Consider the following 11066-nt stretch of genomic DNA (forward strand, 5'->3'; position numbering starts at 1 on the left):
TAACCCTTTAAAATCAATTAAATTTTAGGTTAAATAAGTCTATAACTGAGGATTATTAGAGCTGACTTGAGAATACTACAAGTCCAGCCCTAGTATACCTATTATTATTGTCAGTTAAAATGGTCAACGAAAAATCCCACTTATGCACCCTGTGTAGCCATTTTCACTACTATAGTTCATGGCAGCAGGGCTTTACCTGTGTTCAATATTTTAAGAATTGTCTCAAAAATATAAAACTTTCGAGCAATACTTACCTAGAAAAAATAACAATAATCTTCAAAAGAAAAAAATGACCCAAGTCAGATTCTCTACTTCAACCAACTTTGAGACCTATCCCAATGCCGTAGTTGAAATTCTTGGAACGCTGCTAACTTTTAATTTTGAGCTAGACGAACCAGCACCCATTGGTGGCTTAAAAATATATGTGGATAGCGATGCTCCCAACATCCTCAACCGTCTTAACGTAGAAGCATTAGACGATAACCCTGACTTCCAAACCAATTTAACAGTCAATCGAGACTCCTTCAGGGATTTTTCTAGCAGTGGCTTTGCCATAATCATCAACCCTGGAGAAACCCAGGCATCCTTAACCCTTCCTGCGTTTGATATCAACGAAGAAACCTCAGAACCAGTCAATCAAGTCAACTTAGATGGGTTTACTCCAACCACATTTACAGTAAAGTCCAGATTAGAAGTTGATAGAAGAAGAGAAACCGATCCTTTAACAGGTATTCAGGGGGATGACCTTAACTTCGTAGAAAGGGATGGGGTTCCCGTGGGCAATTATACAGTTGTTCCCGAAGCCGCCAGTAGTTCCGTTGTGTTTGTTGACAACGAACAACAGTTACCTGATTTGCCGGTAGTAAGTTTGAACATCACCCCCACAGTGATCAGCGAAGCGGAAGGCACAGCACTGGTGATGAACTTCACCGTTGAAGGAGACTTTCCCCCAGGAGGTATTACAGTAAACCTGGAGGGAGATGTAGCCCGAATCATGCAGCAGTTTGTTGTTGCTCAAACTCGCTTTGATTCAGAGACAGGAAATATTTTTTATCGCTTTGACAATAGCTTTGTCAACCCTGACAACGGGTTCGTTGTTGGCGGAGTTCTCGATCGCTTTTCCCTAGAAGATGGAGATCCCGCCGAAAATAACTCCGATCCCGAAGCAGCCGGAGATGGTTTCCTGAGCAACTTTACCTTTACCATCACCGAGCGCGAAGCCAGTATTACCATTCCGGTGTTGGACGATATAGTAGAAGAAGAAGATACAGAATACACCTATACCCTAGCCGAAGGAGACGGCTACTTGGTGGACCCCACCGCCAACAGTGGCAGTTTTACCGTCACCGATGGGGTAGAACCAGCCACCAGTCCCACCGTGGGAGTAACGGCAGCTCCCACAACCCTGATCGAGTCAGAACAGACAGTGATCGAACTGACTTTCACCACCGACGGGGACATTCCAGCAGAAGGAGTGGTGGTGCAACTGCAAGGACCACCCCGTTCCATCGCCGAGTTCGACATTAACGCCACTAACCCTCGCTTACCAGAAAATGAAACCGTGGTAGAGGGAGTAGAAGTTATCGGGGGAAGCATCGTCGGCACCGACGAAATAGCTGGTTCCCTGTTTTTACGGATCACAGATCCCACAGCTACAGTAAAAGTAGCGGTACTCCAGGATGAGGAAGAAGAAGGCACCGAAGTATTACCCTTTACCCTGGTGGACGGAGAAAAATACGAAGTCGATCCAGATGCTAATTTTATAGAAGTCACCATCAACGACGAGCTAATACTACCCGAAGTAACCCTTGGTTTGTTGGGGGGAACCTTCACAGGGAACGACTTAATCGCCCCGTACCTAGTCGAATCCACAGAAAGCGGAATCCCCATCTTAAGCGTGGTGCTACAATCCGACGGTGTAATTCCCGAAGACGGTTTGATTGTGGATGTTAACACCGACTTGCCAGATATCACCGAGTTTGTCAATGAAGCCCAATTTAATCCCACCGCCTTTGGGGGTCAAGTAATTAGTGCCATCTACAACGAAGATGGAATAGCTACCGGTTTGAGGGTTCGCATGGACGGTCCCAACACAGTAGTCAATTTCCAGAGCGGCGTTGGTTTAGAAGCAACAGGACCCCAAATCGTCAACTTTTTCATCGAAGAAGGGGAAGGGTATATTGCCAGTACAGAAACCGCAGGTATCAGGGTCTATGATAATTTAGACCAAGTACCTCCATTAGAGGAAATTCCAGAAATTGGCATCAGTATTCGTGGCAGAAGTATTGGAGCGCAGTTTCCACCTCTGAAAGAGGGAGAAGGAACCATTACCCTAGACATTAACGTTGAAGGAGAAATTCCCCCAGACGGAATAATCGCCTACCTGAGAACCGACCAAGTTGCAGGGTTAGGGGAATTTGATCTGCTCAACGCCGAAGTAGTTGGAGGGCTTTTTCCCAGTCCCGACGGTGCAGGGCAAGGATTTTACTTCAAGATTACAGAACCCGAAGCCAGCATTACCATTCAAATTGCAGAAGACGATCTCGAAGAGGGACTCGAAACCATCGATTTAGTCCTACAACCCCTACCAGAATACACAATCGCTGAGGGAGGAGAAACGGTTTCGATCCAGCTAGGGGAAGAAACTACGAGCAAAATTCTCGTTAGTCTCGAAGGTGAACCACTGGATTTAGTTGAAGAAGAAGCAACCATCGCTACCCTTACCTTCAATCTCAGTTCTCCTCCCCCAGAAGTGGTTGCAGCTCCCTCAAGGGATGGATTACCTCCAGAACCGGGAATCCTGGTAAGAGTAGAGACAGAGAGCTTAGAAGAGTTTGACATCGACAGTTTTGCCGTCACAGGGGGGGAAATAAAGAACATCGATGTAGAGGGTGGAACCATTGACATCTCCATCACCGAGCAAATAGCAACCCTCACCGCCGCAGTGCTGGACGATGGCAACGCAGAAGGTAAAGAAAACGTCGTCTTCACCTTAGTTGAGCCAGCAGAGGACGCTGACTATCAAATCAGTACCACTAAACCTGAAGACAACGAAGCTACCTTTGACATCTACGACACCCTCAATGAAAGCCCTGTCAGAGTAGAAAGCGCAGAATCCGACGACACCATCGCCACCGCTATCCCCATCGCCATCAACTCCGAAAGGAATACCGGAATTGCTACTGGAGCCATCGATTTTGACTTCCGCAACAACCGCGATGTGGACCAAACAGAAGACGTAGATATGTATTCTGTAGAGTTAGAAGCGGGCGATCGCTTGACCATTGATTTAGATTCCATTCCCTTTACCAACTCAGACGGCATTGTTTTACGAGGTGGTGGGGATTTACGACTCTTCGATGCAGACGGCAACGAATTGGTCTACAACGACGCAGGATCTGCCCCAGGGGAAGTGCTGGAGTCTGGAAGAGACGCTTACATCGACTTTACAGTGGATGAAGCCGGAACCTACTATATCGGGGTATCCCAAGCATTCAACGAAAACTACGATCCCAACGTCAAAGGAACTGGAGATGGAGCCTTACTCAGTCCCCGTTTTGGACTCGGTGCCGGAGAATACGAATTGACGGTGGATATTAACCCGGAAGACTCAGAAATCGAGGCTTTTGTGGAATTCGATGGGGAGTCTCCTGATAGCCCTGTGGTCACTTTTATCGCTGTTCCTGGTACCTTTCAAGGCAACGATATTATCTCCTCAGAAATCGTCGAATCCTTGGTCACAGGAAGGGGAACCGCCGCCCTACTGAACTTTACTTTTGCAGTGGACGGAGAAATACCCGAAGATGGATTAGAAGTAATCATTAAAAGCGATACGGACTTTACCAGCTTCCTAGATGACTTGACCGGAACCCCTAGAACCGCCGTAGGGGGAGAAATTTTGGGAGCGATTTACGACGAAGACGGTAATGTGGCCGGTTTGCGGGCCCTCCTCACCAGTCCTAACGCCTCCTTCCCCTTCCCCGTAGGAGATCGAGACACCGATGACCCCGAAAACCCCGAAACCATCCTTTTTTCTCTGGCCAACAGCCCCGACTACGTTGGAGATGACGCAGCCAATACATCCAGCATCACCTTTTACGATACCTTAGAGCAGATTCCTGGCCGCGGTGACGCTCCCGAAGTAGGAGTAACCATCGAGCCAACCGAATTAATCGAATCCGAAGGCACAGAGCTAAATATCACCTTCACCGTCACAGGGGACATTGCCCCGGAAGGCTTGCTGGTGTACGTTGACAGCGAAACTCGGGCTGCTTTAGGGGAATTTGATGTCTTCAACGCCGAGGTTAGCGGTGGTGCTTTCCCCGCACCTAATGGGGATGCCAGTGGCTTCTACTTCCGTATCTTTGAAAATACCGCAACCATCAAATTAGCAGTATTTGACGAAACCACTAACCCCGAAATTCCTGCGGAGGATGCTTTAGAAGGGATCGAAGATTTTACCTTCTCGATTATAGAAAACGAGGACTACACCCTGGATGAAGCGGCAACTACAGTCACCTTTACCATCGCCGATAACCCCGATTCCGTGGTCATCGAACCCCCCGAAGAAGGTCCAGGAGAACCCTCCGAAGGTCCCACCGATAACGATGGTCGCACCACCAATAACGACACCATCGCCGACGCAGTGGATTTAGGTTTAGATCCAGCAACAGGTAATTTATCTGTGACCATCGATGGAGAAATCGCTGAGCGTTTTCGAGTTGTAGGGAACACAGTGGATGCAACTGAAGACGTGGATATGTATAGTTTCTTGCTCGAAGAAGGTGAAACTATCGTCATCGACATCGATGCCAATGGTATTGGTAGTGCAGGACTGGACTCTATCTTAGACTCCATCTTGCGTATCTTCGATGCCGATGGTAACGAACTGGCCATCGATAATAACAGTGCAGCTCCGGACGAAATCTTCCAAGCAGAAGGAGATCCCTACCTCCTATTTACCGCTCCAGAGACAGCCACTTACTACGCCGGTATCAGTGCATTGGGCAACGACTTCTACGATCCCAATGTAGCTAACAGTGGTAGTGGTTGGACTTTTGGGGAACGGTTTGGAGCCGATATTTATCGGGTTAACTTCAACTTAGGTCTACCTATTGTTAATCTAGATATTGATCCAGACGATGTACTCGAAGGAGGTCCCAACGACACCGCAACCATTACCTTTACCGTTACAGACCAAGACATCCCCACAGTAGAATTGGATCAGGAAGGTAACTATCTATCTGGGGGTCTTTCGGTGTTCTTGAATGTAGAAGAACTCGAGGTATTAGAAGCCCAGTTTGAGGAGTTAGTCTTAGATGGGTTGATCATTGGAGAATTTTCTGACGAAACACAACCAGGTATCTTAGAATTTATCCTCCTCGAAGAAACCGCAACAGTCTCCTTAACCGCCATCGATGACGAAATCGAAGAACTTCCCATTGACTTCGACTTTACCCTAGTAGAAGACCTGGATGGTTTAAACTACGCTCTCAACCCGGCAGCTAATACGGGAAGTTTCACCCTCATCGACGACGATTTCTTACAACCCACAGTTAGTATTAATGTTGATAACACGGACTTACGAGAAGGGGATTTAGTCACCTTTGACTTCCTCGCTCAAGGGGGAGAAAAAGCCGTCCCATCGTTACATAATCCCGTAACCATCCTTATCAGCAGTAATGTTACCGGTGCGTTAGGAGAATTCGAGCTATTCGACGAAAACGGAGATCCTCTGTTCACCACAGAGGGTATAGACACCGTATCCATCGAAGATGATGATAGTAGTCTAGTCGTCACTTTGATCGATACCAATGCCAGCATCACTTTCTCTATCATCGATGACGGACCAGGGGAAGGATTAGAACGATTCACCTACAGTTTGGTAGATGAAGAATCTCTGGACTATGTGGTTAACCCCAACGCAGATAGAGTTACCATAACCATCGATGACGATCTTGTTCCCTTCTTTGGAACCGAAGGTGCAGACATATTCGATGCTGGCCTAACTCCTCCTGGTTTTGAAGGCACCGAAAATATTGTCTTTGCTCGTGGGGGAGATGACCTTATCGACACCATAGGGGGTACTGGGGGTAACATCCTCAACGGTGAAGGGGGCAACGATACCTTTATCTTGCTCAGCAACGATACTGCCTTCGGAGGAGAAGGAAGCGATCGCTTTTTCCTTCAAGGGGGTGATAACACTATCACTGGAGGAGACGATGCAGACCAATTCTGGTTAGCTTTGGGTGAGATCCCTGAGTCCCCCAACACCATCACCGACTTTGATAGTTCTGAAGGGGATATTTTAGGTATTGCTGGCTTGGGTATTAGGTTCGAGGACTTAACTTTAATCGCAGACAACGATGACACTCTGATTTTTGTTGGAGACGACCAACTAGCCAGACTGATTGGTGTTGACCCCGATAGTTTAACTGAGGATGACTTTATTTTCGATCCAGAAGTTGTAGTAGATCCCCCAACCATCGGCATATCAGTGGATGAAACCGATCTATTAGAGGGAGATTCAGTCACTTTCGATTTCCTCGCAGAAGGAGAAGATGGCCTACCATCAGAGGATAATATCATCACCATTTTCCTTGAGAGCGATACAGTGGGGGCTTTTGGGGAATTCGAGCTATTCGACGAAGACGGGGATGCTCTGTTCACCACAGAGGGTATAGACAACGTATTAATCGAAGAGAACGACAGTCGTTTAGTTGCCACTTTAATCGATCCCAATGCCAGCATTAGCTTTTCTGTCCTCGATGACGGACCAGGAGAAGGACTAGAACAGTTCACCTACACCTTGGTAGATGAAGAGAATCTAGACTATGTGGTTAACCCCAACGCCGATAGTGTTACCCTGACCATCGATGACGATGCTATCGTTGGCACCGAAGGTTCAGACGTATTCGATGCTGGCCTAACTCCTCCTGGTTTTGACGGTACCAACGATGTTGTCTTTGCTCGCGGAGGAGATGACCTGCTCGACACCACAGGGGGTACTGGAGGTAACATCCTCAATGGAGAAGGGGGCAACGATACCTTTATCCTGGTTAACAATGACACAGCCCTGGGAGGAGAAGGGGACGACCGTTTCTTCCTTCAAGGGGGTGATAACACAATTACTGGAGGGGAGGATGCAGACCAATTCTGGTTGACTTTGGGTGAGATTCCCGAGTCCCCCAACACTGTTACAGACTTTGACGATCTCCAAGGGGACGTTTTGGGGGTTGCTGGTTTAGGTATTGGCTTCAATAACCTAACTTTGACCGACGACGGGGGGGATACTTTGATTAGTCTCGAAGACAACGAATTGGCCAGACTGGTGGGGGTTGACTCTAGTAGTTTAGGTGAGTCTAACTTTGTCTTTATCTAATACCAATTCAACATTAAGGAGCAGGGAAAGATAAATTTTCCCTGCCTTTCTTCCTTTCTCAACCAGAGTTGCCAGTTGCATCTCTTAAGAACCGCTTAAAATTTTCTTAACTTTTTGAGCTAACTTCTGACAAAAATCAAATTTTGTAGTATGATAGTTTGGGAGCGAACTGAAAATTATTAGCAACAAATTCTAGCTATTTAAGTGTCAATCGACCCACTTTATGAAGTTAGAAAAATCTCGTCTTAATGGGTTAATTGGCTATGGTAACAATTTAATTATTGTTACCCTAATCCTTGGGGACTCGAGTGTTTTTAGCTTCAAAGCTATCAAAAGATTGTGTAAATATTTGCAAATATTTGCACAAATGTGCTAGTACCAAGGAAGTGAAAATCATTGCCAAGAATTATTTGAATATGAATCTCAAAAACTTTGATAAAAATTTATCTCTCATTAGTTTGAGTGCAATAGTAGGCACAATGGCGATGGGAGTACAACCAGTTCAAGCTTTAACATACCAGTTTGAAGGGATTATGGAAGAAAGCTTATTTCTGGATGGTGCGCCAGAAATCGGTTTAGAACCCAATCCCGATTTGTACATAGGTCGTGTGACCTTTGATGGTTCCCTTTTAACGGGAGTCGGCATGGAGACTTTTGGACCCGAGTCGGGTTTAAAAGTCTTTCTGCTTGACGACCCTCGGGTTAACGAAACCCTCGATATACGTCCGAACTTCCCTCAAGTAAAATTCCAAGACGGGGAGTTGATCGGTCTTGATTGGGATGCGGTTTATCATCCCTTCACCGTAGTTCCGGTCTTGGAATACCCAGGGGACTTTGTCAAGTTTGTGGGGGACGAATTTACAGACGGTTTTGATCCCACCTTTTATACCCCAGAAGATGAGGAACGTGCACCAGTTCTGGGTTTTGGAACCGTCGAATTTACCAAGGTCAACGAACCAGGGAAAACTTTGGGATTGGCCATCGCATCCTTGCCTATTGTAGGTTTTTATCGTAAAAAGGCAATAAATTCCTCAAAAAAAGGCTAAATCCTTCTAAAATTTTTAATTTCTACCATTTTCAATCTAACTAAACAATCCAACTATGGTACAAGTAAGCTTATCTACTTCAACCAATTTTAGCGGTAGTCAAAACGCTGTCATCGAAGACCAAGGAACAGTCTTAACATTCGAGTTTACCCTCGACGAACCAGCCCCGGCGGGTGGCTTAAAAGTATATGTGGATAGCGACGTTCCAGAAATTATGAATCGACTCAATAATTTCGGACAAGCGTTAACCAATGCAACCGCAACTGCAAGTACGTTTCTCGATTTCACTGCCAACGGTTTCTCCATTACCATCACTGAGAATGAAACGTCTGCAACCTTGACTATCCCTGTTTTTGATAACGACGAAAACAGACCGGATGATGTCTTTCCTGAGACTTTCGACGGTCTAACAGAGGCTACATTTACCGTCAAAACCAGAGCAGAAATAGACGAGACAGAGCAAACCAGTCTTCGGACAGGTTCTATGGGCAACGACTTAGATGCTGTCGAGTTAGAGTCTAATGGGCAACGCTCTCCCATCAGCGATTATACCGTGGGAACCGCCTCTAGTACCGTTTTATTTGCGGATACAGCCAGTCAGTTGCCAGTAGAAATACCTGGGTACCACGAAACAGTGGGTGGAGATATTTCTGATGACCCCGAAGATCCTCTAGACTTACCGCTGCAAGAAGGACAAAATCTTCTATCTGCCACCACAGGTCCCGGAGAGGCGGATCGAGATTACGTTACCATAACCGTTCCCGAAGGGTTCCAACTAGACAGTGTAATCCTTGAAGATTATTCGAGTGTTGGAAATCCAGCCTTTGTTGGGTTACAACAGGGAGAGGCATTTACAGAAAATTTGGACAATTCAGGGAACGCCGCTAACTTACTGGGTTATCACCTATTTGGTGGCAGCGAGGCAGAAATTGGCACCGACATCCTAGACAATATTGGTAACGGTGCTGGTGCCATAGGTTTCAACGGACCTTTACCCAGTGGAGACTATACCTTGGCTTTCCAACAACTAGGGGCTTTCACTAGCTATACCCTAGAATTTAACGTCTCGGCAGTACCGGATAACGTTGATCCTCTAGCTGTAAACGATTCCTACACTGCAACTGTCAACGAAACACTCGAAATCGATGCAGAAGCAGGAGTATTGAACAACGACAGCGACGGAGACGGGGATGATTTAACCGTTGAAATCGATTCGGATGTTACCGACGGTGACCTCACCCTCAACTCTGACGGTTCGTTTAGCTACACCCCCGATCAAGACTTTACAGGGGTTGATAGCTTCAGCTACACCGTCAGCGACGGCAACGGTGGTACCGCTACAGCAGACGTTTCCATCAACGTGGGAAACCTACCTATTGTCAGCTTCGAGGCCATTCCGGCTACCATCTCCGAAGAAGGAACCCCCGAAGAGCGTCTGCTCAAGTTAGCATTTACCGTTGTTGGGGACATTCCCGAAGGTGGTTTAGTGGTTCTTTTGGAGAACCTCTTTGGCATTACCGATCAGGCGGATAGCGAAGACGACAGAGGAGCTTTCAACGGTCTAACCCTAGCCCCTCCCTTTGACACACAAAACAATATCATCGGTATTCGTCTTTTAGAAAACGAAGCGTCCATCGAATTGCCAATGATCAACGACTTGGTTGAAGAAACAACCACCTTCGAATTCCAACTACTGGATGGAGACGGCTATATCGTAGATCCCGACCAGAATGGCACCGTGTTTACCATTACAGATGATAACGGTGGTCCTGGGGTTGGTCCAACCATTGGCATTTCCGTATCTGAAACCAACTTAGCAGAAGGAGACACCTTCACTGTTAACTTTGAAGTTGAAGGGGAAATTCCCCAAGGAGGTGTAGATGTTCTGGTAGAGAGTACAGTAGCTGTTGCCTTGGGTCAGTTCGAGCTATCTAACCTGAACTCCTTACAGCTATCGGGAGTTAGTAACCTAAGGCCTGGAGACGATCGCGGCTTAAGCTTTATTGCCACCCTCACAGAAGCCGATGCGTCCATTACCCTAGAGGTATTTGACGACATTATAGCTGAAGAAAGCCGTGACATTCCCTTCACCCTGGCTAATGGGGAACTTTACGAAGTTGACCCTACTGCGGAAAGTGTTACCCTAACCATCACCGACGACATCGACATAGACGGTCCAACGGTAGGAATTACTATAGATAAAACCGAGGCAGTTGAGGGAGAGACCATTGTCTTAACCATCAATACAGAGGGGGAAATTCCCGACGGTGGACTACAAGTCTTAATCAACGATATTGTAAGTGCTGGGAATGGTTCAAGATCCCTAACTGAATTTGATATTGGCGGCGTTCAATTCACAGGAATCAGTGGATTCCCCACTCCAGCAGAAGGGGATAGCGGTTTCTTTGTTACCGTCACCGACCCTATTGCCACCATTACCCTACCAGTATTCGATGATGGGGCAGATGAAATTGAAGAGGAAGAAGTATTTACTTTTGCCGTGATAGACGGAGAAGCGTACGGAGTCGATCCCGATGCCTCTGACGTTACCCTCAGCATAGTTGATCCACTTGAGTTACCAACAGTTTCTATCAGTACCCCAACCCCAGAGGTAACAGAAGACGAAGCACCACAAGCAC

At 46.7% G+C, this 11066-nt stretch carries 3 protein-coding genes; all 3 read left to right on the forward strand.

The annotated features are described in order from the left end of the window. Positions 1-289 precede the first annotated feature (289 nt). The gene (locus P9B04_RS15750; RefSeq protein WP_342055938.1) at positions 290-7381 is read left to right on the forward strand and encodes a pre-peptidase C-terminal domain-containing protein; all 7092 of its coding nucleotides are present in this window, start codon (positions 290-292) and stop codon (positions 7379-7381) included. Between the two features lie 416 nt (positions 7382-7797). Then, on the forward strand, positions 7798-8427 hold the full coding sequence (locus tag P9B04_RS15755) for a hypothetical protein (RefSeq protein WP_342055939.1): 630 nt from the start codon (positions 7798-7800) through the stop codon (positions 8425-8427). 55 nt (positions 8428-8482) lie between these two features. Beyond that, positions 8483-11066: Ig-like domain-containing protein (locus tag P9B04_RS15760; protein ID WP_342055940.1), on the forward strand; the 2584-nt coding region annotated here is incomplete at its 3' end.

Origin of the sequence: Crocosphaera sp. Alani8 (genome assembly GCF_038442745.1) — a bacterium.
Classification (GTDB): Bacteria; Cyanobacteriota; Cyanobacteriia; order Cyanobacteriales; family Microcystaceae; genus Crocosphaera.

Coding starts and splice junctions, on each gene's coding strand:
- P9B04_RS15750 (WP_342055938.1), top strand. CDS start 290: ATGACCCAAGTCAGATTCTCTACTTCAACCAACTTTGAGACCTATCCC.
- P9B04_RS15755 (WP_342055939.1), top strand. CDS start 7,798: ATGAATCTCAAAAACTTTGATAAAAATTTATCTCTCATTAGTTTGAGT.